The 24288-nt window shown below is 28.7% G+C and carries 25 protein-coding genes; 17 read left to right on the forward strand and 8 right to left on the reverse strand.

Annotated elements, in window-relative coordinates; translation table 11 throughout:
- The first annotated feature begins 54 nt into the window (after window positions 1-54).
- Window positions 55-1140, forward strand: a complete 1086-nt coding sequence (locus tag ACSHW5_RS01315; RefSeq protein WP_435674296.1) for a hypothetical protein — start codon at window positions 55-57, stop codon at window positions 1138-1140.
- Window positions 1141-1204: 64 nt separating this feature from the next.
- Here the strand turns inward: ACSHW5_RS01315 and ACSHW5_RS01320 are convergent, their stop codons facing one another.
- Together ACSHW5_RS01320 and ACSHW5_RS01325 are read right to left on the reverse strand one after the other, a co-directional pair.
- Window positions 1205-1564 carry a hypothetical protein gene (locus ACSHW5_RS01320; protein ID WP_435674297.1) on the reverse strand — a complete coding sequence of 120 codons (360 nt, stop codon included), beginning with the start codon at window positions 1562-1564 and terminating at the stop codon, window positions 1205-1207.
- A gap of 185 nt (window positions 1565-1749) precedes the next feature.
- Complete coding sequence (locus tag ACSHW5_RS01325) at window positions 1750-2643, reverse strand: sterol desaturase family protein (RefSeq protein ID WP_435674298.1); 894 nt, start codon at window positions 2641-2643, stop codon at window positions 1750-1752.
- A 111-nt stretch (window positions 2644-2754) separates the two neighbouring features.
- On the opposite strand from ACSHW5_RS01325, the gene rpsF reads away from it, so the two are divergent.
- The 4 genes from rpsF to ACSHW5_RS01345 all read left to right on the forward strand — a co-directional run bounded on the left by rpsF (window position 2755) and on the right by ACSHW5_RS01345 (window position 4455).
- Window positions 2755-3096: a 30S ribosomal protein S6 gene (rpsF, locus tag ACSHW5_RS01330; protein WP_435674299.1), complete on the forward strand. Its 342-nt coding sequence runs from the start codon at window positions 2755-2757 to the stop codon at window positions 3094-3096.
- 3 nt (window positions 3097-3099) lie between these two features.
- Window positions 3100-3399, forward strand: coding sequence for a 30S ribosomal protein S18 (gene rpsR / locus ACSHW5_RS01335; RefSeq protein ID WP_435674300.1), 300 nt, complete (start codon window positions 3100-3102; stop codon window positions 3397-3399).
- 18 nt (window positions 3400-3417) lie between these two features.
- Window positions 3418-3864, forward strand: coding sequence for a 50S ribosomal protein L9 (gene rplI, locus ACSHW5_RS01340; RefSeq protein ID WP_435674301.1), 447 nt, complete (start codon window positions 3418-3420; stop codon window positions 3862-3864).
- A gap of 123 nt (window positions 3865-3987) precedes the next feature.
- Window positions 3988-4455: a DUF6495 family protein gene (locus tag ACSHW5_RS01345; RefSeq protein ID WP_435674302.1), complete on the forward strand. Its 468-nt coding sequence runs from the start codon at window positions 3988-3990 to the stop codon at window positions 4453-4455.
- A 109-nt stretch (window positions 4456-4564) separates the two neighbouring features.
- Here ACSHW5_RS01345 and ACSHW5_RS01350 read toward each other — a convergent pair whose 3' ends face one another.
- Entirely contained in the window at window positions 4565-5506 is a 942-nt protein-coding gene (locus ACSHW5_RS01350) for a LysR substrate-binding domain-containing protein (protein ID WP_435674303.1), read from the reverse strand.
- A gap of 103 nt (window positions 5507-5609) precedes the next feature.
- Here ACSHW5_RS01350 and ACSHW5_RS01355 point away from each other — a divergent pair, with 103 nt between their 5' ends.
- The 3 genes from ACSHW5_RS01355 to ACSHW5_RS01365 all read left to right on the forward strand — a co-directional run bounded on the left by ACSHW5_RS01355 (window position 5610) and on the right by ACSHW5_RS01365 (window position 9696).
- Window positions 5610-6080, forward strand: coding sequence for a Dps family protein (locus tag ACSHW5_RS01355; RefSeq protein WP_435674304.1), 471 nt, complete (start codon window positions 5610-5612; stop codon window positions 6078-6080).
- Between the two features lie 98 nt (window positions 6081-6178).
- The gene (locus tag ACSHW5_RS01360; RefSeq protein ID WP_435674305.1) at window positions 6179-6994 is read left to right on the forward strand and encodes a helix-turn-helix domain-containing protein; all 816 of its coding nucleotides are present in this window, start codon (window positions 6179-6181) and stop codon (window positions 6992-6994) included.
- A gap of 188 nt (window positions 6995-7182) precedes the next feature.
- Entirely contained in the window at window positions 7183-9696 is a 2514-nt protein-coding gene (locus ACSHW5_RS01365; RefSeq protein WP_435674306.1) for an outer membrane beta-barrel protein, read from the forward strand.
- Window positions 9697-9742: 46 nt separating this feature from the next.
- Here ACSHW5_RS01365 and ACSHW5_RS01370 read toward each other — a convergent pair whose 3' ends face one another.
- Both ACSHW5_RS01370 and aroB read right to left on the reverse strand, forming a co-directional pair.
- Window positions 9743-10864 (reverse strand): peroxiredoxin family protein, encoded by a 1122-nt coding sequence (locus tag ACSHW5_RS01370; RefSeq protein WP_435674307.1) that lies wholly within the window; start codon window positions 10862-10864, stop codon window positions 9743-9745.
- Window positions 10865-10961: 97 nt separating this feature from the next.
- Window positions 10962-12020: a 3-dehydroquinate synthase gene (gene aroB / locus ACSHW5_RS01375; RefSeq protein WP_435674308.1), complete on the reverse strand. Its 1059-nt coding sequence runs from the start codon at window positions 12018-12020 to the stop codon at window positions 10962-10964.
- Window positions 12021-12265: 245 nt separating this feature from the next.
- On the opposite strand from aroB, the gene ACSHW5_RS01380 reads away from it, so the two are divergent.
- From ACSHW5_RS01380 to typA, 6 genes are all read left to right on the forward strand, one after another.
- Entirely contained in the window at window positions 12266-13120 is an 855-nt protein-coding gene (locus ACSHW5_RS01380; RefSeq protein ID WP_435674309.1) for a hypothetical protein, read from the forward strand.
- A gap of 45 nt (window positions 13121-13165) precedes the next feature.
- Window positions 13166-13996, forward strand: a complete 831-nt coding sequence (locus tag ACSHW5_RS01385; RefSeq protein ID WP_435674310.1) for a hypothetical protein — start codon at window positions 13166-13168, stop codon at window positions 13994-13996.
- 3 nt (window positions 13997-13999) lie between these two features.
- Complete coding sequence (locus ACSHW5_RS01390) at window positions 14000-14830, forward strand: hypothetical protein (RefSeq protein ID WP_435674311.1); 831 nt, start codon at window positions 14000-14002, stop codon at window positions 14828-14830.
- A 214-nt stretch (window positions 14831-15044) separates the two neighbouring features.
- On the forward strand, window positions 15045-16208 hold the full coding sequence (locus ACSHW5_RS01395; RefSeq protein ID WP_435674312.1) for a proline dehydrogenase family protein: 1164 nt from the start codon (window positions 15045-15047) through the stop codon (window positions 16206-16208).
- Entirely contained in the window at window positions 16208-16513 is a 306-nt protein-coding gene (locus ACSHW5_RS01400) for an LETM1 domain-containing protein (RefSeq protein WP_435674313.1), read from the forward strand. Before ACSHW5_RS01395 ends, ACSHW5_RS01400 begins: the two co-directional genes overlap by 1 nt.
- A gap of 263 nt (window positions 16514-16776) precedes the next feature.
- Window positions 16777-18549, forward strand: a complete 1773-nt coding sequence (typA, locus tag ACSHW5_RS01405; RefSeq protein WP_435674314.1) for a translational GTPase TypA — start codon at window positions 16777-16779, stop codon at window positions 18547-18549.
- Between the two features lie 324 nt (window positions 18550-18873).
- Here the strand turns inward: typA and ttcA are convergent, their stop codons facing one another.
- A complete protein-coding gene (gene ttcA, locus ACSHW5_RS01410) occupies window positions 18874-19671 on the reverse strand; it encodes a tRNA 2-thiocytidine(32) synthetase TtcA (protein ID WP_435674315.1) in 798 nt (265 codons plus the stop codon).
- A gap of 148 nt (window positions 19672-19819) precedes the next feature.
- Entirely contained in the window at window positions 19820-20428 is a 609-nt protein-coding gene (locus ACSHW5_RS01415) for a hypothetical protein (protein WP_435674316.1), read from the reverse strand.
- A 370-nt stretch (window positions 20429-20798) separates the two neighbouring features.
- Here ACSHW5_RS01415 and ACSHW5_RS01420 point away from each other — a divergent pair, with 370 nt between their 5' ends.
- Entirely contained in the window at window positions 20799-21176 is a 378-nt protein-coding gene (locus tag ACSHW5_RS01420) for a hypothetical protein (protein ID WP_435674317.1), read from the forward strand.
- A 51-nt stretch (window positions 21177-21227) separates the two neighbouring features.
- Here ACSHW5_RS01420 and ACSHW5_RS01425 read toward each other — a convergent pair whose 3' ends face one another.
- Window positions 21228-21488: a heavy-metal-associated domain-containing protein gene (locus ACSHW5_RS01425; RefSeq protein ID WP_435674318.1), complete on the reverse strand. Its 261-nt coding sequence runs from the start codon at window positions 21486-21488 to the stop codon at window positions 21228-21230.
- A 524-nt stretch (window positions 21489-22012) separates the two neighbouring features.
- Here ACSHW5_RS01425 and hisG point away from each other — a divergent pair.
- Both hisG and hisD read left to right on the forward strand, forming a co-directional pair.
- Complete coding sequence (gene hisG, locus ACSHW5_RS01430; protein ID WP_435674319.1) at window positions 22013-22870, forward strand: ATP phosphoribosyltransferase; 858 nt, start codon at window positions 22013-22015, stop codon at window positions 22868-22870.
- A 123-nt stretch (window positions 22871-22993) separates the two neighbouring features.
- On the forward strand, window positions 22994-24277 hold the full coding sequence (gene hisD, locus ACSHW5_RS01435) for a histidinol dehydrogenase (RefSeq protein ID WP_435674320.1): 1284 nt from the start codon (window positions 22994-22996) through the stop codon (window positions 24275-24277).
- Window positions 24278-24288 lie beyond the last annotated feature (11 nt).

Consider the following 24288-nt stretch of genomic DNA (forward strand, 5'->3'; position numbering starts at 1 on the left):
TTCTAAGAACTTGGTTAAAAAAAAGAATTAAAATCACAATTTAAAATATTTATAATGAAAAGAATACTACTAATATTAGTGTTGTTATGTACAACTATGGCACAATCTCAAGAAAAAACATTTGAGAATGAAGTAAGAAAAATATCAAAAAGGATAGAAAATATTACCAAACAACAAAAAGATTCTTTGAAGCTAAAAGTATTGGCAATTGATGCACGGTTAGAGCAAGGCGAAATTTTAGAAACAAAAGCAGATTCCTTAAAAAAGAAAGTTGCTGTTTACCATGCCAGAAGAATAGAATTACTAGTGAGCCAACAAGAGCGTTTGTTGCAATTGTTGGTACAAGACAAAACCAATGGAAAAATTGCAAGTGCTCCGGAAGAAGAAATTAATAATGATGAGATAAATACTTTTTCAATAGGGAATAATACATTTAAGTTAACCCTAAATGGAACAGAAAATGATAAAAATAAGAACATTAGTGTTAGAAGAAATAGGAAAACTACCAGTCAGATTGTGTTTGCTATGGGAGTAAATAATGTTTTAAATGATCATGAGCTTAACTCTTTAAATAATTCTAACTATAAGTTTTGGCAATCTCATTTTTATGAATTGGGCTGGACATGGAAAACTAGATTGACTAAGCAACCGTCTCAAATCTATTTTAAATACGGAGTTTCTTTTCTGTGGAATAATTTACGCCTAAAAGAAAATAAATATCATGTAAAAAACGGAACACTTACAGAAATTAATACATTTCCAAATCCTTTGTCAGAAAGTAGGTTGCGCCATGTACAAATGAATTTTCCAATCCATTTAGAATGGGATTTTTCTAAAAATAAAACCTATAAAGATGGTACAAAAAGAGACCGAACCAATAAGTCTGTACGTTTAGGAATTGGTGGTTTTGTAGGATTTAAGCTTGGAACACGACAATATTTAGAATATAATGATGCAAACGATGTTAAAGTAGAAGAAGTGCAAAAAGACAATTTTAACATGAATACCTTTAATTATGGTTTAAGTACTTATATTGGATACAGATCTACCAGTTTTTATGTGAAATACGATTTAAATCCGTTGTTTAAAAATACAGAAACTAGAAATATTTCATTAGGAATAAGATTAGATTTAGATTAAATAAGTTGTCATGAGCTGCTCTAATTTAAGTAAGCTCATGACATTTTTTTTTGCTGATAGTTTCTTATGATTTTCTATTGTACCAAAGAACGGCATCAGAGAAAATACAATTACCACGAAGTGCAGTAAACGTAATAGTATCGTTTCTATTTACTAAAACATTTGAAGGAAAAATTTCTTGAATTGTTCTTTGAAAACTACCATCCGGAATGTTGTCTTTAAAAATTTCTTGACCATTAATAGCCACTGACAATCTTAAATTTACGGAATTTCTAATCACAAAAGATAAAATAGCTTTTAATCCTCCAATAGCATTTCCGCGCAATCTATACGCTATTATTTTGTCTTCATCAACGGTTCCGTCGGTTCCTATTCTAATTTGTCCGTCTGACAATACTGTAAAATCTGCTAAATGTCTTCCCATAATATTAAAGTTTGATATTGTTAATATGAATACAAATTTCAGTTTTTAATAGGAAGTATTACTAGGAAATAACTCCATTTAACTGGGGTTAAATCACTGTAATAAAGCAAGTTATAATATTGTCTGTATGATTTCTTAAATAAGGTGATGTTTGTTTCTGTAAATTAATGAAAAATTGTGAACTTTTATTTTCGTCTAGCATTTTCCCATTTTTTTCTTAAATCAGAAGATAAAACACTTGTTCCATCATGTTTCCATCCAGGCGGTTTTATGAGATAGTTAAATTTATTTTTGATGGATGTTTTTGATGTAAAAAAGTCTGTAAATAGGGTTAACCATTCTTTAAACGCAATTTTTACAGGGTTATAGGTCTCAATATTAGTAACCAAACCATAAATTGGTTTTTCTACTTCAGGTTCAAATGTTCGAAATATTTTATCCCAAATAATAAAAATCCCTGCGTAATTTCTATCTAAATATTGTGGATTTGTGGCATGATGCACTCTATGATGACTGGGTGTGTTAAAAATAGTTTCGAACCACACAGGCATTTTTTGTATCAATTCTGTATGAATCCAATATTGATATAACAAACTAATAGACATTTGGGTGAACACCATTATTGGATGAAAACCGATAAGTATTAAGGGAATCCAAAAGATAAATGTGTAAAAACTACCTGTCCAAGTTTGACGTAAAGCTGTACTTAAATTGTATTTTTTTGATGAATGATGCACTACATGACTTGCCCAAAAAAGCCGACTAACATGTCCAAATCTATGCGCCCAATAGTAGGAGACATCTTCGGCAAAAACTAATAAAACCCAGGCCCACCAAGAAAAAGGAATAGTAAAAAAGTGGTAAAAATGATAAATAGCATAGAATAAACTTAATACAATACCTTTGGTTAATAAATCAATAGCAACGTTTCCTAGGCCCATTAATATAGAGGTTCCTGCGTCTTTAAATTCATACTCTTTAAGTTTTACTTTTACAGTTAAAAATACTTCTAAAAGCACCGTAATTATAAAAAAAGGAATGGCATAATGTATTAGGTTTGGTATTTCGGGTATGTGCATATCAGTATTTTAACTTAAAAATATACTAATTTTATTAGAAAAAACCTGTCTCTATATGTAAAAAAGTATGTATATTTGCAGCCTTAAAAATAAACAATAAATAATTAATTTATGAATCATTACGAAACTGTTTTCATTATGAATCCCGTTTTATCTGATACTCAGATAAAGGAGACAGTACAAAAGTTCGAAGATTATTTAGTTTCAAAAGGAGCTGAAATGATCTCAAAAGAAGATTGGGGCTTAAAGAAATTAGCGTATCCAATTCAAAAAAAGAAAAGTGGTTTTTATCACTTATTAGAGTACAAATTAGCTGGTGAGGAAATTGCTGCGTTTGAACTAGAATTTAGAAGAGATGATAGCATTATGCGTTATCTTTCTGTAAGACTAGACAAACATGCTGCTGCTTGGGCTAAAATTAGAACTGAACGTGTTAAATCTACAAAAAAATAAGACATGGCATCAACAATAGAACAACAATCAAAAGGTGGTAAAACAGGAGACGTTAGATATTTAACGCCACTTGACATAGACACTAAAAAGGAAGCTAAGTACTGTAGATTTAAGAAAAAAGGAATTAAATACATCGATTATAAAGATGCAGATTTCTTAATGTATTTAGTAAATGAACAAGGTAAAATTTTACCAAGACGTTTAACAGGAACCTCATTAAAATATCAACGTAAAGTTGCGCAAGCAATTAAAAGGTCGCGTCATTTAGCGCTTATGCCATACGTTGGAGATTTGTTAAAATAATTAAAGAAGTAGAGAATTATGGAATTAATATTAAGACAAGACGTAGAAAATTTAGGATTTAAAGATGATGTTGTAGCTGTAAAAAACGGTTATGGTAGAAACTTTTTAATACCTACAGGACAAGCAGTTTTAGCTACTTCATCTGCAAAGAAAGTATTAGCAGAGAACCTAAAACAACGTGCTTATAAAGAAGCTAAATTAATTGAAGATGCTAATACACTAGCTGAAGCAATTAAAGGATATGAAATTAAGATTGCATCTAAAACTGGTTCAGGAGACAAATTATTTGGTTCTGTAAACAATATAGATTTAGCTGCAGCAATAGCAAAAGCAGGAACAGAAATTGACAAGAAATTTATAAAAGTTGTTGGTGGTTCTGTGAAAAGATTAGGTAAATATGACGCAACTGTTCGTTTACATAGATCAGTAGTTGCTGAGATTACTTTTGAAGTTGTTTCTGAATAGAAACTTTCTTTAAATAAATTACAAAAAAGCTCGTTAGAAATAACGAGCTTTTTTATTTTTGCGCCAAGGTTTGGCACAACAGAAACTTATATTTTTAAAACACACTTTTTTTTTAATTTATCAATGAAATATAGACAATTAACCAAAGAGCAATTTGAAAGTTTGCATGAAGAGTTTGCTCGTTTTTTAGCAAGTCAGCATATAGATGTAAACGAATGGAATCAATTGAAAAAAGAAAAACCTGCAGTTGCAGAAGATGAATTAAATGTTTTCTCTGATGTGGTTTGGGACGATGTTTTAACCAAAACAAATTATCTAGAGCATTTTTCAGAAAAAACAGTAAATTTATTTAAGTGTGAAGCAGATGAAATACATAGAATTGCCATTAAAGTAAATTGGGATATTAATCTTTTAGAGCAAGAAGGTTTTGAGTGGTTAATGAAAAACCCAATGGACAATTCTGTGGATATTTTTAAAGGAACCAAACCGTATGCTTCTGAAAGAAATGCAGAGTTGTTTGATTTAGTAGAAAAAGGAAGTGGCGTTTCTAAAGGAGAAATATTTGAGTATTTTAGTCAATTAATTGGGTAAATACTACATAGAAAATAGCCATAAATTTAAGAATTTATGGCTATTTTTTTTTAAAATAATCTCGGTTAATGTTCTACTTTAAAAAAGTATCAGAATTTTATTTTATTGGTTATTTCTTGTGCAAAGGACTGATTATTTTTACATCAGAAAAAGAAATTGCACCTCTAACTACACCATCTATTGTAGTTTTTAACGCTTCAATTAATTGCATTTTTAATTGCGATTTATGGTAAATTAAACTCACTTCTCTTGCTGGTGGCGGATTTGTAAATTCACGTAAATATGTTTTATCTTTTTCACTTAAATCTAAGGTATGTAAATACGGTAAAAGTGTCATTCCTAAACCTTCTTTAGAGAGTTTAATTAAGGTATCAAAACTTCCACTTTCTAATTGAAACCCTTTTTTGTTATCAATTTTATGTGTTCTACAAAGATTTATTACACTATCTTTAAAACAATGTCCGTCTTCTAATAATAAAATGTCATCCATTTCTAATTCGTTAGAAGTAATTAATTTATTGTTAAATAGTCTATGATTTTGCGGAACCAATCCTACAAAAGGTTCATAATACAATGGTTTTTCTTTGATAGCTTCATTTTCTAAAGGAGTTGCAGCAATAGCAGCATCTATATGGCCATCTGTTAATTTTCTTATTATGTCTTCCGTGGTTAATTCTTCGATTATTAATTTTACTTTTGGATGTTTTTTAGTAAAATTATTTAAAAACATAGGCAATAAAGTAGGCATAATAGTAGGTATAATTCCTAGTTTAAACTCGCCACCAATATATCCTTTTTGTTGATGAACAATGTCTATAATTCTATTACTTTCGTCTACAATAACTTTTGCTTGTTCTACTATTTTTTTTCCAATATCTGTTAGTTCTATGGGTTTTTTAGATCGATTAAATATTTTTATATCCAATTCATCCTCTAGTTTTTGAATTTGCATACTTAAGGTAGGTTGGGTTACAAAACTGTGCTCTGCCGCTACGGTAAAATTTTGATATTCAGCAACAGATAAAACATATTTTAATTGGGTAATTGTCATTGGTATAATAATTTTTGATAAAGATATTAAAACTATCAATAATAATTATAGTTTTAACTGCTTAATTTCAAATAAATTTGAAGTATCATAAAAAAGATAAAAAATGAACAAAACAATATTAGGATTAGACCAAACTGAGACAGAAAATTTAGTAGATAATTTAAATGGATTATTATCAAATTTTCAAATATATTATCAAAATTTACGCGGATTGCATTGGAATATCAAAGGTAAAAATTTCTTTGAATTACATGTAAAGTTTGAAGAGTTTTATACAGATTCTCAAGTTAAAATTGATGACATTGCAGAACGTATTTTAACCTTACAAGGCAAGCCATTACATACTTTTACCGATTATATAAGTAAAGCAACAGTTCCTGTTGGTAAAAACATTTCAAATGATGTAGAAGGTGTTCAATTAGTGGTTACTTCTTTGGCAGAATTATTAAAAATTGAAAGAGATATTTTAGAAATTTCTGATGCTGCAAATGATGAAGGAACCAACTCAATGATGAGTGATTTTATAGCAGAACAAGAAAAAACAATTTGGATGATGAATGCTTGGTTAGGATAGGGTTTATTTTAACTAAAAATAGTGTATAAAAAAGATAGAAAAAAGCTACATAGCGTTTTTTTCTATCTTTTTTTTTAGTTTTACATAAATTAGTTTTCATGAATAATACAATTGATATTTATAATAAAATTGAAGAATATAAAGATATTAAAGTTGAAAAGTTTGATGTAAATAAGCGTTATACCAAACCTCATAAGCATAATAAATATTTAGAAATTGTATACTTTATAAAAGGAAGTGGGTATCATCATGTAGATTTAAAGAGTTATAAAATAAAACCATCAACAGTTTTTGTAATTAAAAAAGATGAAGTGCATCATTGGGAAATTACTACCAAACCAAAAGGCTACGTAATTATTATAAAGGAAGATTTTTTAGAAAAAACCTTAGATAAATATTTAAATTATCAGTTGTTCAAATTACAACATACATCAAAAATAACGCTAACAAAAAAAGAGGTAACGCTAAAGGCGCTTTTTAAAGCTTTAACTTCGGAAAAAAAACAAAGTAACGTAAATAAAGAAGTTATAGAAGGTGGGTTAAAAGGGGTGTTCTCTAAATTATTAGAGGATGCTTCTGTAAAAAAAATAGAAAGTACAGATTTGGTAGTATTGTTTACGAATGTTTTGTCTCATACCTTAAAAAATAATGTAAACTTTTATGCAGAAAGTTTAAATACTACACCTCAAAATTTAAATGCCATTTGTAGAAAGGAGTACAATAAATCTGCTTCAGACATTATTGGAGATCATATTATTAAAGAAGTAAAAAGGCGTTTATTGTATACGAATGAGACAATTAGTGATGTTGCTTACGGTTTAGATTTTAAAGATGCATCGCATTTTACAAAATATTTTAAAGGCTATACAGGTGAAACTCCCAAGAACTTTAACCTACAAAATAAGCCTAGCTAGACTGTAAATTTTTCAAATAGACCATTTTAAAAGCACAAAACTTACATATTTTTGCGGTAAATTATTAAGGATGCTGTTTAGACGTTTTTTTTTAATGTCGATAAAAAAATTAAACCTTTTAAATTTATTTAGTCTAACCAGTTAATATAATAATTAACTAAATTTTAAACATAGTAAAACGTATTTCAATGAATTTTAAAAAATCATTATTTTTATTACTAACGCTTACTTTAAGTCAGTTAGCAGCAGCTCAAATTAGCGGAAAAGTTATTGAATCGGATGAAAATTATCCACTAGAATATGCAACAGTTGCTCTTTATCAATCAACAAATAAAGCACTAGTTGCTGGTGTTGTAACAAATTTAGATGGAGAGTTTTCTTTTAAAGATGTAAAGCCAGGTACTTATTATGTAGAAGCTTCTTTTATTGGGTATCAAATAAATACATCAAACGCAATTGTAATCAACAAAAAAGGAGAAAAGAAAGATTTAGGAGCTATAAAATTAGTGTTAGGTTCTGGTAACCAGTTAGATGAAGTTGTGGTTAAATCGGAAAGAAGTACCGTTTTACATAAAATTGATAGACAGGTTTTTGATACAAAAAAATACCAAAGTACAGTTGGTGGTAATGCAGTAGATGTTGTTAAAAATTTACCTTCTGTAACGGTAGATGGTCTAGGAGATATTAGTGTACGAGGTAGTAAAGGGTTTACGGTTTTAATAAACGGAAAACCAACACAAGGTGATGCTAGCGCTATTTTAGCACAATTACCTGCAAATGCATTAGAAAGTATAGAGTTAATAACTGCACCGTCTGCAAAGTATGATCCTGAAGGAAAAGGAGGAATCTTAAATATAATTACTAAAAAAGGTGCTATTAACGGAACCTTTGCGCAAGTAAATGTTCGTGGTGGTTTTCCGTCAATAGAAGAATATGATACAAAAGTAGCGGCCAAAAGATATGGAATTGATGCAACAGTAAATAAAAGAACAGACAATTGGAATATTTCTGTTGGTGCTAGTTATCAAAGAAATGATAAAACGGGTAGAAGAGAAGGAGATATGTTTATTGTAAATACTCCGGAAAATAAAACTACTTTTTTACCTTCTGATGGCGAGCGTAGTTTTGATGAAGTTACGTATAACGGTAGATTTACGGTAGATTATACTCCAAATAAGTCTGATGCTTTTTCATTAGGATTTTTTGCAGGAAAACGTACCAAAGAACGTTTAGCAGATATTGTGTATTTTGATAATCATGCTATTTCGCCAATTGGAGGTAATACTCGTGATTATACTTTTGCATATTACAATCACAATTTAAGAATTAGAAAAGGAGATTTTGCTTTAGGTAGTTTTGATTATTCTCATAAATTTGATAATGATTCTAAAATTTCTACTTCATTTTTATACGAATATACTTTTTTAGGAGGACCAACTGAAAATGATAATTTAGGACATCCTGATAATACTATTGTGTATCAAAAAGAATACAATACCAATGATAATCCTTTGCACGGAACACGTTTTAATTTAGATTATCAATGGAAACCTTTTTCTTTTGGTACTTTAGAAACTGGGTATCAATTTAGAGATTTAGACCATACAGGTAAGTTTGTATATGAAAGAGATGGCGTTCAAGTTCCTGAGTTTTCTAGTGATGTTAGCTTAAAAAGAGTTATTCATTCTGGTTATGCACAACTAACTGGGTCTAAAAGTAAATGGGATTATGCTGCGGGTGTTCGTTTAGAATCTATGGACAGAGAGTACAAAGAAGCTTTACAGAGCGAAACTACAGAAAATGTATATACATACGATTTTGTAAAGTTGTTTCCTTCTGCATCTTTACAATATAAGATTAATGATAAAACAAATATAAAAACGGCTTATAGTAAAAGAGTTGAAAGAACAACAACTTTTAAAATGAACAGTTTTGCAGAACGTGAGCATTCAGAAGTTTTTGAACAAGGAGACAATACCTTATTGCCAGAATTTATAGATTTGGTAGAATTAGGAATAACTAAAAAAGGTACAGGTGGAAATTCTGTATATGCAACAGCTTATTTTAGACATGTAGAGAACGTTATTAATCGTGTGAATACATTGGCTTATGAACAAAGTGGTGCAATCATAGATAGTGTAATTAATAGAGTATATTCTAATGTAGGTAAAAGTAATGCTATAGGTTTAGAAGTTGGTGCAACTATAAAACCTACTCATAATTGGACAAACTCAATAGGTGCTAATGTGTATAATTATGCAATAGATGGCGTTTTAAATTTTAAACATAGAGATGGTGTGGAAAGAAATTACAATATCGATTCTAAATCAACCATTTATTCTTTCAATGTAAATTCTACCTATAGTTTCTGGGAAAACGCATCGTTACAATTTACTTTTAATTATCTATCTGATAGAAATACAGCAATGGGTGAAGATTCTCGTTTTTATTCGCCAAACTTAACCTTTAGAAAAAAGTTTATGGATGATAAGTTAACAGCTACTTTGCAATGGCAAAATATGGATATGGGCTTGTTAAACACTAATGAACAACGTATAACAACCTCAGGAGCTAATTTTTATACTACCACAAACTACAGGTATGAAGTAGATATGGTTTCTTTAAATCTATCGTATACTTTTAATGCTGCTAAAAATAAATCGAAGTTTATTGATAGTGAATTTGGTAAGAAAGAGTTTTAAACAAAAAAAATCCTTTTCAAAAATGAAAAGGATTTTTTTTATCTTTTTATGGTGTTAAAAGTTTATGAATTTTATAACTCATAGATTCGTAAATGTCAGACCTATAACTCGATTTGAAATAAGATATTTTTCCATCTTTATCAATAATTATATTGGTAGGATAAGCTTTAATTTCAAATTCATCTGCTTCCCAAGATGCGTCTTCAACAATATCATAATTAAAAGGATTGCTCTTTAAAAATTCAGCAATTTTATATTCTTGATCTAAAGCAAAAGCGATGAACTCTACATCCTTATCTTTAAACTCGTCTTTTAATTTATTTAATTGGGGGATTTCTTTTTTACAAGGAGGACAACCTGTATACCAAAAATTAAGAACAATAATCTTATCTTTTAAATCTTTGCTTTTAAATTTTTTATTTTTGATGCTTCTCACATAAAAATTAGGAGCTTTTGTATCTATTTTTTCAGACTCTAATTGTTTTCTTTGCGCTTTTCTTTCATCGTACTCCTTTTTCTTTTCAGCATTATAGCGTTTTTGTTCTTCACTAGTTTTAATAACATAGGTATTTAAACTGAAAAGTTTTTTAGGTAATTTTAAAGATTCAATTCTTGTGGCTGTAACTGTGTAAGAACCTAAAGAGATATCTCTACCCATATATTTTAGTAATAATCCTTCACATTTATAATTTTTAGAGTATCTAATTCCGAATTTTTTAGTAGTTAATATTTTCTTAGTAGAAGTAGATTTCGTGTATACATCACAAGAAATGTCTAATAAATTTTCTTTTATACCGCTTTCTAGTTTCGTATCTTTATTTCCAGTTATAAGATCTTTTACTATTAAGTTTTTGTATGTTTTATAGGAATTTCCAGAATAATATACTCCTTTGTTGTAGTCAATTATAAGCATTTTTGTATAACCAGTTTTACCAGTAAACGTTTTTTCAACAAGCATATCATTATTAAAATAAACAATAATTCCTTTTTGAAATCTAATACTTTTCTTTTGTTCTTCAGTTAAAGGTTCATCATACTCAACTTTATAAGTTATTACAACATCTTCAACAATTTTATCAGCATTTGGGTATTTCCACTGAGAGTTAATAGGTGAGATAAAAAAACAGAAGGCAATTAAGGCAAAAAATTGTAGATATTTTTTTTTCATTTTCAATTATAATTTTTCATTAAATATAGTAAAAAAAAGATCTTTCAAATTAAAATATTTGAAAGGTCTTTTTTGTGATTTTTACTTGTATTAAAGTTTATTTATTATAAAACTCCATACTTTCAATAATCAATTCTTCAGAAACTTTACAGTCTAATTTATAATCTTCATAATCGTTTAAAAGTACAAAGTTTACTTGTCCGTTTACATTCTTTTTATCATGTTTTAGCAATTCCATAATTGCAGAAAAATCTTCCTTTAAAAGATTTGTTTTGTTGTAAATTGATAAAACAACATCTTTTACTTCGCTTACTTTTTCTGATGGAAAATCTAATAACTTAGCGGACATAAAACATTCACAAACCATTCCAATAGCAATCGCTTCACCATGGGTTAAGTTTTCTTTGTCTTCAGATTCTAGGTAAAAAGACTCAATTGCGTGTCCTAAAGTATGTCCGAAATTTAAAATTTTTCGTAAATTTTTTTCCTTTGGATCTTGTAAAACAACTTCGTTTTTTATTTCAACAGATCTAAATATTAAATCACTGATTTTAAGATTCTTATTGTCTTTTATCTCGTTAAATAGTTTAAGGTCATAAGTAATGCCATATTTAATGATTTCTGCGGTTCCAGATTTTATTTCTCTAGGTTCAACTGTTGTTAAATATTCATTATCTACAATAACCATTTGCGGATTTGCAAACAATCCAATTTGGTTTTTTAATACTCCTAAATCAACGCCCGTTTTTCCACCAACAGAAGCATCAACCATAGATAATAAAGTTGTTGGAATGTTTACAAAATCGATTCCACGTTTAAAACAAGAAGCAACAAAACCACCTAAATCTGTAATAACACCACCACCTAAAGTAATTAGTAAACTTTTTCTATCACCACCCAATTCTGTAATTGCATTCCAAACACCAATACAAGTTTCTATGTTTTTATTGATTTCACCAGATTCAATTTCAATAACCTCAATTTTTTTATCAGTAGATAAATTTGGAATAAATTTCGGATAACAATGTTCAAAAGTGTTTTCATCAACCAAAATAAAAATGGTTGAATAATTTTTTTCATCAATTAAATTAGAAAGTAATGCATAACTTTTTTCTTGAAAAAGTACAGGATAAGAAACTGCTTGAATGGTTTTCATTTTGTAATAATATTAAGAGTGCAAATTAAATAGAAATTATGCAATTATTACTATTCAAACGCTATATTTGTTAGGTTGAATACTCGCTTTTTTAAATAGCTATTGTTATTGTTATTAATTTTTGAATTAAAACAATACAAATAGTCATAATATTAAGTACTAAAATCTATTTTAAAGAGTTGTAGAAAACGACATTCCTTCTCTCAATAATTATACATTATTTTATTAATATTAACTTAAATTGCATGAAAAAAATCACATTATTAGTTATCATTTTAGCAAGCATAAATTCATTTGCTCAGAAAAAAGTAGGTTTAATTGTTCGTTCTGTGAATGAGTATAGGGATAGGGGTTCTAGTGTTTCTGGCAATTACATTAGAATTAACTGCTATATAGATGAAATGGAAATAAATGAAAACCAACCCGTTAAAATAGATGAGATTACATTTGCAGAAGATGATTTAGGTAGAAAACTAAATAAACCCGTAAGAATTAGTTATGCTAAAAAGTTTAGTAGTTATAATCTGTCTATTTATTTATCTGGAACCACTAGAGATGCAAAATCTATAAAAAAAATAAAAGGAAAATTTTTTCAAGTATCTTCTGGAGAAAAATCTACAATTAATTTGGAAAATTTTTTATCCAACAATAGTATAGGAAAAAATTTAGTAGCTAAAAAAACTAAAAATGCCCAAGTTATTCTACTTTCAAAAGAAATTCTAAAAAAGATTGAAGCTTTAGATCAAGAAACACTTGCTCCGTTTATAGATGCTAAAATAATTGCAGATGCAAGTAGTACAAGTGTCTCAAAATTTATAAAAAATCTAGCTTCTTCTAGCAATACTTTACAACAAACTTTAAACCTTTCTGGGTATGGTTTTTATATTAATGATCCTGATAAAGAAATTATCTCTATTCAAATGATGGATAATAATGGGGAAAAATCTGGCTATGCATACATGTCTTCTTCAAGGTATAAATTTAATTATATGAAAAAAAGTAAAGAAAGTTTCAATACTTCTACACTGGTCATCAAAATTGCAACAAAAGGGAATACAAAAAAATATAAATTCGAATTGGAAGATATTATTTTACCTTAATCCTCATCATTTTTTAGTTACCCAAAATTGTTATACTTATAGATTATGAAAAAAGTATTTATTTTTATTTTGATATGTTCCACTGCTTCTCTATGCTCTCAAGAAGTAGTAATTAACAAGATAAGAGAACAAAGGAATATTGATCCGTTTGGACAGATTGAATTAACGTTGAACGTCAAAAATGAAAGTGATGAGAATTTAAGTTTTAAAATTGATACTATTTTAATAGCCATTGATAACACTAAAAAGAACCTTTATAAGCCAATTAGTAAATACGATAAAAAATACAATACCAGTAATAAATTAAAGCTATTAACTTCTAGTATTAAAGCAACTCATATCAGTAAACTAAAAGGAATAGTAAGTATTAATAAACCTACTATTAAAAACGGTGGTATTATTAAGATAGATAAGTATGTGAATCATTTTAATAAAAATTTAATTCCGAATTCAAAAGCAAAATTAATTTTGATAGATGGCAGAAAGCTTGATTCCTTAAAAAAAGCAGATCCTGTTAATTTTAATAACAAAATCCAAAAAATTAAACAAGAAAATAGTCTTGATACTTTTGTTGGAGAAATATCGAATAGTTTCAAAAATCTGTTTTCTAATATTTTTAACAATTCTTCAACACTAAAAGATCCTAGATATTTAAATTTCTTTTTCTTTGATCCGAATAACGAAATAAGTAACATTATTATAAAAGACAATTCTGGTAAGAAAATAAGTGGTGGAAACATGTATAAAAACAAAAACATTATTAGTATTTATATTGGTAATAACTCGAAAGAAAACAATGGTTTAGAAATCATTTTAAGTAATCCTAATAATATTCAAAAACTGCCATTTTATTTTAACAATATTCTATTACCATAATTTATGAAAAAGTTATATTTATTTACGCTCTGTTTTTATACTTGTATTGGTTTTGCACAAAACAATAGCCGTTATTTTCTTGATGATGTACGAATACAAAGATCCTTTGACAATTTTGATGGATATGTAAAACTAACGTATAACTTATTTGATGTTCAACTGACAGAGAAAGATAAAATTGAAGTAGACACTATTTACGAAGCAGTAGATAACAAAGGGAAAAAGCTTACTCAAATTAAAACTTCTTATTTTAGTACAAATAAAAAATCATTTCTCATTCAATTAACGCAACCCTCTAGAGGAGCTACTTCCATTAAAACGGTGTCTGGAGGACTTAAATATTTTAGACCTACTGAAGAAAATGGAGCTATTATTACTTGTAAAAATTCTAGAAGCCAACTGAATAAAAATATTTTAAAAAATGCTTCCACTTCTGCTATTCTTAAATTGATTGATATTCAAAAGGTTGAAAAATTAAAAATAAAATCTAAAGAACATTTAGCATCTCACATTGATTCTTTGAAGAAAACGAACAAAATTACAGATGCAGAAATTAAAATGATTCAGAATATTTCAAGTTTTTTTTCTAATAAGTCTGGTGATACTCCTACAATTAATTTCTATAAGAATGACCCTAAAAAAGAAATCATAGAAATTAATATTTACGATGAAAAACACAGAAAGCAAAGTAATGGTTATTACGCTAGTAATTTTAATTATAATGTAACTCTAAAACAGGCACCTAAAGAAAATTGGACTATTGAAGTTATTTTAGAAAGCAAAAAAGCGATTACAATTATTCCTTTTGAATTTAAGAATGTGTTTTTACCTTAAACTAATTTCATTTTTATACAACTAGAAAAAAAACATTACGAAATCGAAATTCTACTTAAATTTTTATGCTCGTATGTTTGGAATATTATCATTCCAAGAAACTGAACTGATTTAAGAGATTTTATCTGCATTTTATGAAGTGTGCAAATTAAAAATAAATTATTCAATTATTACCATTCTATAGTTATATTTGTTTTTCCCAAATTAATGTTGAATGAAAATTTTTGATAACACAGAAATAGCTTTTGCTTTAAAAACAGATTCTCAATTAGAACGTGCATATTTTTTATTTAAAATGATTCAAAATGAACCAATGGTAAAAATTGGTTCTGCGGTAACAAATTTTGCTTTAAAAGTACATTTACCTGTTGAAGGGTTAATTAGATCTACCGTTTTTGATCATTTTTGTGGAGGCGTAACAGAAGAAGATTGTTTGCCTATTATAGACAATATGTACAACAATGGTAATGTACATAGTGTGCTAGATTATTCTGTAGAAGGGCAAGATAAAGAAGTGAGTTTTGATGGCGCTTTAGAAAAAATATTAAAAATTATTAATTTTTGTGAAGAAAAAAAATCCATTCCCTATGCTGTTTTTAAACCATCTGGTTTTGGACGATTTGAATTGTATCAAAAATTATCCGAAAGTAAAACGTTAACAACAGAAGAACAAGAAGAGTGGAATAGAGTAGTAGCTCGTTTTCATAAAGTGTGTAAAGTGGCCGTTAAAAAAGATGTTCCCTTATTAATAGATGCGGAAGAAAGCTGGATGCAGAAAGCTGCAGATGTCTTAATTGAAGAATTAATGGAAACCTATAACAAAGAAAAAGCCATTGTTTTTAACACACTTCAAATGTATAAGCATGACAGAATGGACTATCTGAAAGCATTGCATGAAAAAGCAAAAGACAAAGGTTTTTATATTGGGATGAAAGTTGTTAGAGGTGCTTATATGGAAAAAGAACGTGAAAGAGCCGAAGAAAAAGGATATCCATCTCCTATTTGTGAAGACAAACAAGCTACAGATATTAATTATGATACCGCAATTAAATACATGATGGAACATTCTAAAATGGCATTGTTTGCAGGTACACATAATGAAGATAGCTCTTATTTGTTAATGGATTTAGCAAAAAAACATGGAATTAAAGAAAATGACAATCGGCTTTGGTTTGGACAATTATTTGGTATGAGCGATCATATTAGTTACAATTTGGCAAACCAAGGTTATAATGTAGCAAAATACCTTCCTTTTGGCCCTGTAAGAGATGTAATGCCTTATTTAATAAGAAGAGCAGAAGAAAATACATCGGTTGCCGGACAAACAAGTAGAGAGTTAAATCTGTTAAAAACAGAACGTAAGAGAAGAAAATTATAATGACAAGTTTAGAAGAAATAAAATTATTAATTCATAGAAATAAACTTAGACTTGAGCAAGAATTAAGGCAAAGTAAAGAGGCTGTTTCTTTAATAAAGAAATCTACACATGCTAATTTGTCTGACGAGGAAAAAGAGAAAATTAAAATTCAATTGTTAGATATTTGTAAAGCAATACCCGCTTTGGCAGTGTTTTTACTTCCTGGTGGCGCATTATTATTACCGCTTTTAATCAAATTAATTCCAGATATTTTACCATCTGCTTTTCAAGACGATTTACCTAATGATAAAAAAAAGACATCTTAAAAGACTGATATTTAAGCTCTTATTTTAAGGTTGTAATTTTTCAAAAAAAAACCTGTCATTACAAAGAGGCACAACCAAGTAATCTGTTCATTTCTGTTCATTATAAAAAAGCAATTGCCTTTTTAAGATAAAACAAACCTACTTTGGTGTTGTTAAATTTAATAGGTAGTTGTTATTAATTAGTAGATAGTTAAAGTTTTTTAGATAGAATGAATTCTTTAAACTAAAAACACTACTTTTGCACGAAATTTAAGAATACATAAATGCAACCAATTAGAAATATCGCTATTATAGCCCATGTCGATCACGGAAAGACAACGTTAGTAGATAAAATTATAGATCAAGCTAAAATCTTAGACGATCGTAAAGAACGTACAGATTTATTGTTAGATAATAACGATTTAGAACGTGAAAGAGGAATTACAATTCTTTCTAAAAACGTTTCTGTGCACTATAAAGACACAAAAATTAACGTTATTGATACTCCTGGTCACGCCGATTTTGGTGGAGAAGTAGAGCGTGTATTAAAAATGGCTGATGGTGTTTTATTATTAGTGGATGCATTTGAAGGACCAATGCCACAAACTCGTTTTGTATTAGGGAAAGCCTTAGAATTAGGATTAACTCCTATTGTAGTTGTAAATAAAGTAGACAAAGAAAACTGTACTCCTGATATCGTTCATGAAAAAGTTTTTGATTTAATGTTCGCTTTAGAAGCTACAGAAGAGCAATTAGATTTTGCTACTATTTATGGTTCTGCAAAGAACAATTGGATGAGTACTGACTGGAGAAATGAAACGGATAATATTATTCCATTATTAGATGCCGTTTTAGAATCTATTCCTGCAACTAAATACAACGAAGGAACAGCACAAATGCAAATTACTTCTTTAGATTATTCTGCTTTTACAGGTAGAATTGCTATCGGACGTGTTTTTAGAGGTGATTTAGAAGTTGGTAAAGATTACATGTTATGTAAAGCAGATGGTTCTACTAAAAAAGTAAGAATTAAAGAATTACATGTGTTCGAAGGTATGGGTAAACTACAAGTAGAAAAAGTACCTTGTGGAGATATTTGTGCTATTACAGGTCTTGATGGATTTGAAATTGGTGATACAATTGCAGATTTAGAAAACCCAGAAGCATTACCAAGAACAGAAATTGATCAACCTACTATGAGTATGTTGTTTACAATTAACAACTCTCCTTTCTTTGGTAAAGAAGGTAAATTTGTAACATCTCGTCACTTAAGAGATCGTTTATTTAAAGAATTAGAAAAAAACCTTGCATTAAAAGTTGAAACTACGGATAGTGAAGATAAATTTAATGTTTTCGGACGTGGAGTTTTACACTTATCAGTATTGATTGAAACAATGCGTAGAGAAGGATATGAATTACAAGTGGGAAGACCACAAGTAATTATTAAAGAAATTGATGGTAAAAAACATGAGCCAATGGAAACATTGTCTATTGATGTACCAGAAGATATGGCTTCTAAAGCAATTAACTTAGTATCTCTTAGAAAAGGAGATATGTTAGTGATGGAACCAAAAGGAGATTTACAACATTTAGAATTTTCTATTCCTTCTAGAGGATTAATTGGTTTAAGAAATAAAATATTAACTGCAACTGGTGGTACAGCAATTATTAACCACAGATTTAGTGAATACGGTCCTTATAAAGGAGATTTTACGGAAGAAGTAAAAGGAGCAATTGTTTCTTCTGCTGCAGGTAAAGCAACAGCGTATGCATTAAACCGTTTACAAGATAGAGGAGTTTTCTTTATTGATATCAACCAAGAAATTTATATTGGACAGGTAATTGGAGAAAACAGTAAATCTGACGATATGGCTGTGAATTTAATTAAAGGTAAGCAATTAACAAACATGCGTAAATCTGGTACAGATGATGCTATGAAAATTGCTCCGAAAATTGATTTCTCTTTAGAAGAAAACATGGAATACATTAAAGGAGATGAGTATTTAGAAGTTACTCCACAAAGCTTACGTATGCGTAAAATTGTTTTTAAAGCATAACATTTTATCATATAATATTACTTAAAAGAGCTGCATTTTGTAGCTCTTTTTTTGTGCACTATTTTTAATGTAGAAAAATGTTTGTCGCTCATTTTTTGTTGATGAGCAGAAAATAATAACAATTGTGCTACTGCTACTTTAGGAGAAGTTTTATACTACAAAAACCGCACTTATATTGCTTTATGTGATTTTTTTTACTTCGGAAGAAAAGACGAAAAATATGTGTTTAATAAAATTGTGTATTGATAAAATATTGTTTTCACAAAACCAAACATTTCAGTAATCTTTCAACTATAAATCTCTAAAAAAACAATTTCAAAAGCACTATTCTATAATAGCAGCTCCAGAAACCTTGCTTTCCAAATTTTCAAAATCATATAAATTTTGATCCAATAGGTGAGAGGGAAAAACGTTTTGTAAGGCATTCATCATAATTGCATTTCTATTCGGGAATGCTATTTCCCAATCGGTAATCATTTGTTTTACTTTTTTCCGCTGTAAATTTTCTTGAGATCCACATAAATTACAAGGAATAATTGGGAAATTCATGTACTCTGAATACTCCTCAATATCACTTTCTTTACAAAAAGCCAATGGTCTTAACACAATAATGTCTCCTGCATCATTTTTAAATTTAGGAGGCATGGTTTCCATTTTTCCTGCAAAAAAGAAATTCAGAAAAAAGGTTTCTATAATATCATTTCTATGATGACCTAAAGCTAGTTTGTTACAGCCTAAATCTTTGGCAGCTTCATATAAAGTTCCTCTTCTCAATCTAGAACATAAACTACAGGTAGTTTTACCTTCGGGGGTTTTGTCCATCACAATTTTATAGGTATTTTTTTCTATAATTTTATAATTTACACCTAAATTATGTAAATAAGTTGGTAATACTTCTTCAGGAAAACCAGGTTGTTTTTGATCTAAATTCACCGCCACAATTTCAAAGGAAATAGGTGCAACTTTTTGAAAATATAGCAACATATTCAACATTGCATAACTATCTTTTCCTCCAGAAAGACAGACCATAATTTTATCACCTTCTGCAATCATGGTAAATTGCTGAATAGCTTCTGCTACAGAACGCTGTAATTTTTTTGTAACCTGTTTTATGTTTTCCATAGCTGCAAAAATAGGAGTTTGTTTGTGAAGTTTGAAATGTATTTATAAAAAATACAACAGGTGAAATTCAGTAGTTTTTAAACCTATTTCCTTGTGCTGTTTTATTTGGAAATCATTAGAATTTAACACGATACAATTTCTGGTAGTTTTATAAATTGGCCCTTACTTCATTAATTTCAAAATACAGTTTCAATAATAAAAAAGGAGCAATTACAATACCAGATACAATATTTGAATGTGTGTTTTCATACATGGTTTTAGGTAGAAATGCCCAAATACACATTCCTAATAGGATAGAAATATGAAGAATTATTACGCCTCTTGATAAAAATATGTTTCCATTAAATTTTAATAATTCATCTTTATAATACAATAATAGTTCTCTCACTAAAAAAATAGCAGATGTAAGATTGAACATGGTGTTTTTTAACATGAATACTTCTAAATTTATGAAAATTAAATCTGAGTTTTTCCAATCGAGCATTAGGCCAAAAAAGATGATGATAAAAACAAAGTAAATAAACAAAACAAACAATTTGCTTTTTAAAGTAGACCAATAAGCGCGTTGATGTGCTATTTTATCTTTTTTAAATACATAAAAAGCAACTTTTATGATAGTTCTTAAAAATTCATGAAACCAAAACAGGTAAATAATATAGAAAACGCTTATTTCATTATTCACAATAGACCACAAGGTAAAAACCGTCATAAAAAACAGCGAAATATAATCTACTTTAACTACTGATTGTAATTTCATTTAGTATCGTTTTATTTTAATCAATTTTTCATTCCAAAAATCTTCCTTTATGCGCACATAATCTATAAGGAATATGACGTATTTTTATGTTTCTATGATGATTCACATCATCCTTAGATTTTTGTTTCGTTGAATCAAAAATACAGTTTTGTACCGGTATATATTAATTTGGTAGTTTTATGAATTTAGACTCTCCATTTTGTTTGTTTGGTAACTTCTGAATTTATTTTTAAACTTATTTGATAGAAATCTTATAGTTAAGAGTTTTTTTAAGGTAGCTAAAAAACAAAAAATAGGGAAACAGTATTTCAATAGTAAATAAAATCTAATAAAAAAGAAATTAACAATATGTTATTTATATTTTTGCATTATGAGTGAATTTAAAGAGTTTTTTGAAGCTTTACAGCAAAGTGTTGTAAATGATGAATTTGTGAAGCTAACATTAAGCAAACCCATTAGAAAGAGTGAGGGATTGTTAAATGTCTATGTGCGCTTATTTGTGATTGATGGTAAAGATACTTTCGAATTAAAATACCGTTATGATACAGAAAATACCTTTAAAAATTTATCATTAAATGAATTGATGGTGTGCTTAGAAAAATTACTCTTGGAAACTTTTAGAACAGGGACTTTATTTACCTTGAGTTATGATTTACTTGTCATGGTTTCTAAAAAGAAACAGGTTTCTTGCAGAGATACTGCGCCAAGTTTTAAAAATAAATTACCAGAGATTTCCCAAAAATCATAAGTTTTTATACTTTTTTGTAGATCTTCAAAAAATCTTAATGTGCTAACTTTTTTAAAGTTTAAAAAGCGCTTTTTCTACCGCATGAAAACCTAAACTGATTACAACAGCTTCAATTTCTTTTATAGGTACTAATTTTGAAGTGTGTACAGTAAATTCTTTTGGAAATTCCTTAGGATTAATAAGTACGTCTTTTATACCGTCTACAAGTAGTAGCTTGTTTTTTATTCTTTGTAAATCGTAACTTTCAATTACATTTGTTTCAAATACTTTTCCGTGATTTCCAGGAATCACATTGTCTGATAGAAGGCTCATATCTAGTGATTTTAGTTTGTAATTTCTTGTGCAGTTTTGGTATTGTAGCCAATTTTAAATTGCTTAACTAAGGTACCATTTTTATCTTAAAAAGCAAAGAGAATACGTTTATATTTTGCTTTAAATATTAAGAGTTTTACAATGAAATAATATGGTGTTTCAATAATAAAAAATATAAATTTTAAACAAATTTTATTATTTTGAAAAATATTTGATTTTAACCATTTTTTTAGTGATTTTATTTATGTAATTAAAAATAAAATTTTAATATTTGCACAGAAATAAACAAGACATGACTTTTATTCAAATTCATCATCATCATTTTTACAATTGCAATCAAGCGATTTAAGAATGTATTGAATAAAATCAAGATATTTATAAACCCGTTTGAGCAAATCAAGCGGGTTTTTTTAATTTAAAAAAAGACTTTTTAAGATTCAGTCTTAAAAAACCCGTTAAAATTGTCATTCCTACGAAGGTAGGAATCTAAACCGTATTTGCTCAGGCATCAAAAAAAACTAAAAATGAGTAACTTAAGAATTGCAGTACAAAAATCAGGAAGATTAAATGAAGATTCAATGAGAATCTTAAAAGACATTGGTATTTCTATTGATAATGGAAAAGATCAATTAAAAGCATCCGCAAGAAATTTTCCTGTAGAAGTTTTTTATCTTAGAAACGGAGATATTCCTCAATATTTAAGAGATGGCGTAGTAGATGCTGCTATTATTGGCGAAAATGTTCTCATAGAAAAAGGAAACGATTTAGAATTTGTAGAACGTTTAGGGTTTTCTAAATGTAAAGTTTCTATAGCAGTACCAAAAGAATCTGAAGCTAATTCTTTAAAAGATTTAGACGGAAAAAGAATTGCTACTTCGTATCCAGAAACTGTAAAAAAATACTTAAAAGAGTATAATATAGATGCACAGTTGCACATTATTAACGGTTCTGTAGAAATTGCGCCAAATATTGGTTTAGCAGACGGAATTTGTGATATTGTTTCTAGCGGAAGCACATTGTTTAAAAATGGATTAAAAGAAATTGAAGTTCTTTTAAAATCAGAAGCTGTTTTAGCTGTTTCTCCATTAATTTCAGAAGAGAGAAAAGCTATTTTAGAAAAAATTCAATTTAGAATTCAATCTGTATTAAAAGGACAAGATTCTAAATATGTATTGTTAAATGCGCCTAATGATAAATTAGAAAACATTCTAAAATTGTTGCCAGGTATGAGAAGTCCTACTGTTTTGCCATTGGCAGAAAAAGGCTGGAGTTCTGTACACACTGTAATCAGTAAAAATGAATTTTGGGAAATTATAGACGAGTTAAAAGCCAACGGAGCAGAAGGAATTTTAGTGTGCCCAATTGAAAAAATGGTACTTTAATATTTTTATTTGGGCGTTTTAACGGGCTTTTCGCACTCGCTTTTTTTCTGAAAAAGAAAAAAGAGCTCAAACAAATGCTACAATCCCTAACGCAAAAGCAGTTTTATAAGAGAAATTAAAATCATGAATACAATTATAAATCCATTAAAAAAAGATTGGCAAAAAATATTAGAAAGACCAACAAAAACAGTTGATGATATTGAAAGTATTGTAAACGAGGTATTTTCTGATATCAAAGAAAATGGAGACGTTGCAGTACAAAAATACACCGCTAAGTTTGATGGAGTTTCTTTAGAAAATAATATTGTTTCTAAAGAGGAAATAAACGAAGCATTGGCATTAGTTTCTGAGGATTTAAAAGCCGCAATTTTACTGGCAAAAGAAAATATTACCAAGTTTCACAAAGCACAAAAAACAGAAAAAGTGTATGTAGAAACAGCTAACGGAGTAGCATGTTGGCAAGAAAAAAGACCAATTCAAAAAGTTGGTTTGTATATTCCAGGAGGCACAGCACCGTTGTTTTCAACAGTGTTAATGTTGGCCATTCCTGCTCAAATTGCAGGTTGTAAAGAAATAGTATTGTGTTCGCCACCAAACAAAGAAGGAAAAATACACCCAGCAATTTTGTTTGCCTCAAATTTATGTGGCGTAACAAAAATTATAAAAGTTGGCGGTATTCAAGCTATTGCGGGGTATACATTTGGTACAGAAACCATTCCGCAAGTTTATAAAATATTTGGTCCAGGAAATCAGTTTGTAACGGTTGCAAAACAACTATCAACCAAACACGGTGTTGCCATAGATATGCCAGCTGGCCCAAGTGAACTATTGGTAGTTGCAGACGATTCTGCAAATGCAAGTTATGTAGCTTCAGATTTATTAAGTCAGGCAGAACATGGTGCAGATAGTCAAGTAATTTTGGTATCAACCTCTAAAACATTAATTGATAAGGTTTCTAGTGAAATTGAAAAACAATTGTTAGATTTATCTAGAGTAGATATTGCACAAAAAGCAATTAATAATTCGAAATCTATTTTGGTAGAAAATGACGCAATTGCACTAGAATTAATTAATGAATATGGACCAGAACATTTTATTATCTGTACAAATAATAACGATTTTTATGTAGATAACATTGAAAATGCAGGTTCTGTTTTTATTGGAAATTATACGCCAGAAAGCGCAGGAGATTATGCGTCAGGAACAAACCATACATTACCAACAAACGGATTTTCAAAATCATATTCTGGGGTAAATTTAGATAGTTTTACAAAAAGTATTACTTTTCAAAAAATAACAAAAGAGGGCATACAAACCATAGGGAAGTCTATTGAAATAATGGCTGCTGCAGAAGGATTGGATGCGCATAAAAATGCAGTAACCATTCGTTTAAAAGATTTAAAATAACACACTAAATG

The sequence above is a fragment of the Polaribacter sp. genome, assembly GCF_051251875.1.
Classification (GTDB): Bacteria; Bacteroidota; Bacteroidia; order Flavobacteriales; family Flavobacteriaceae; genus Polaribacter.

Bases quoted from the DNA above. Each gene is read 5' to 3' on its own strand.
- aroB (WP_435674308.1), bottom strand. From the start codon at position 12,020: ATGAAAACCATTCAAGCAGTTTCTTATCCTGTACTTTTTCAAGAAAAA.
- rplI (WP_435674301.1), top strand. From the start codon at position 3,418: ATGGAATTAATATTAAGACAAGACGTAGAAAATTTAGGATTTAAAGAT.
- ACSHW5_RS01365 (WP_435674306.1), top strand. From the start codon at position 7,183: ATGAATTTTAAAAAATCATTATTTTTATTACTAACGCTTACTTTAAGT.
- ACSHW5_RS01345 (WP_435674302.1), top strand. From the start codon at position 3,988: ATGAAATATAGACAATTAACCAAAGAGCAATTTGAAAGTTTGCATGAA.
- ACSHW5_RS01400 (WP_435674313.1), top strand. From the start codon at position 16,208: ATGACAAGTTTAGAAGAAATAAAATTATTAATTCATAGAAATAAACTT.
- ACSHW5_RS01390 (WP_435674311.1), top strand. From the start codon at position 14,000: ATGAAAAAGTTATATTTATTTACGCTCTGTTTTTATACTTGTATTGGT.
- ACSHW5_RS01325 (WP_435674298.1), bottom strand. From the start codon at position 2,643: ATGCACATACCCGAAATACCAAACCTAATACATTATGCCATTCCTTTT.
- ACSHW5_RS01385 (WP_435674310.1), top strand. From the start codon at position 13,166: ATGAAAAAAGTATTTATTTTTATTTTGATATGTTCCACTGCTTCTCTA.
- ACSHW5_RS01320 (WP_435674297.1), bottom strand. From the start codon at position 1,564: ATGGGAAGACATTTAGCAGATTTTACAGTATTGTCAGACGGACAAATT.
- ACSHW5_RS01380 (WP_435674309.1), top strand. From the start codon at position 12,266: ATGAAAAAAATCACATTATTAGTTATCATTTTAGCAAGCATAAATTCA.
- hisD (WP_435674320.1), top strand. From the start codon at position 22,994: ATGAATACAATTATAAATCCATTAAAAAAAGATTGGCAAAAAATATTA.
- ACSHW5_RS01350 (WP_435674303.1), bottom strand. From the start codon at position 5,506: ATGACAATTACCCAATTAAAATATGTTTTATCTGTTGCTGAATATCAA.
- ACSHW5_RS01355 (WP_435674304.1), top strand. From the start codon at position 5,610: ATGAACAAAACAATATTAGGATTAGACCAAACTGAGACAGAAAATTTA.
- ttcA (WP_435674315.1), bottom strand. From the start codon at position 19,671: ATGGAAAACATAAAACAGGTTACAAAAAAATTACAGCGTTCTGTAGCA.
- ACSHW5_RS01360 (WP_435674305.1), top strand. From the start codon at position 6,179: ATGAATAATACAATTGATATTTATAATAAAATTGAAGAATATAAAGAT.
- typA (WP_435674314.1), top strand. From the start codon at position 16,777: ATGCAACCAATTAGAAATATCGCTATTATAGCCCATGTCGATCACGGA.
- ACSHW5_RS01395 (WP_435674312.1), top strand. From the start codon at position 15,045: ATGAAAATTTTTGATAACACAGAAATAGCTTTTGCTTTAAAAACAGAT.
- rpsF (WP_435674299.1), top strand. From the start codon at position 2,755: ATGAATCATTACGAAACTGTTTTCATTATGAATCCCGTTTTATCTGAT.
- ACSHW5_RS01370 (WP_435674307.1), bottom strand. From the start codon at position 10,864: ATGAAAAAAAAATATCTACAATTTTTTGCCTTAATTGCCTTCTGTTTT.
- ACSHW5_RS01425 (WP_435674318.1), bottom strand. From the start codon at position 21,488: ATGAGCCTTCTATCAGACAATGTGATTCCTGGAAATCACGGAAAAGTA.
- rpsR (WP_435674300.1), top strand. From the start codon at position 3,100: ATGGCATCAACAATAGAACAACAATCAAAAGGTGGTAAAACAGGAGAC.
- ACSHW5_RS01315 (WP_435674296.1), top strand. From the start codon at position 55: ATGAAAAGAATACTACTAATATTAGTGTTGTTATGTACAACTATGGCA.
- hisG (WP_435674319.1), top strand. From the start codon at position 22,013: ATGAGTAACTTAAGAATTGCAGTACAAAAATCAGGAAGATTAAATGAA.
- ACSHW5_RS01415 (WP_435674316.1), bottom strand. From the start codon at position 20,428: ATGAAATTACAATCAGTAGTTAAAGTAGATTATATTTCGCTGTTTTTT.
- ACSHW5_RS01420 (WP_435674317.1), top strand. From the start codon at position 20,799: ATGAGTGAATTTAAAGAGTTTTTTGAAGCTTTACAGCAAAGTGTTGTA.